1 protein-coding gene is annotated in these 322 nt (G+C 51.2%); it reads left to right on the top strand.

The window, feature by feature from the left end; genetic code table 11:
- The coding region (locus ACTHTJ_RS10985; RefSeq protein ID WP_440361021.1) for a transposase at window positions 1–322 on the top strand (322 nt) is incomplete at both ends.

Here is a 322-nt window from a genome sequence, read left to right as displayed (position 1 = left end):
GCCAAACCACACCGAGTAAAGACAGCGATGCCCGTTGGATAAAGAAAAACGGCCTCTACAAACTCGGTTACAAACAACATACCCGTACCGATGCGGAAGGCTATATCGAGAAACTGCACATTACCCCTGCCAATGCCCATGAGTGCAAACACCTGTCGCCTTTGTTGGAAGGGTTACCCAAAGGTACGACCGTCTATGCCGACAAAGGCTATGACAGTGAGGAAAACCGGCAATATCTGGAAGAGTGTCGGCTGCAGGACGGCATTATGCGCAAAGCTCACCGCAAACATCCGCTGACGGAAACGCAAACCAAACGTAACCG

Source organism: Neisseria sp. P0018.S001, assembly GCF_051957355.1.
Classification (GTDB): domain Bacteria; phylum Pseudomonadota; class Gammaproteobacteria; order Burkholderiales; family Neisseriaceae; genus Neisseria; species Neisseria subflava_A.
The sequence above is the reverse complement of the archived record's forward strand: the minus strand, read 5'-3'. Positions and strand labels throughout refer to the sequence as shown.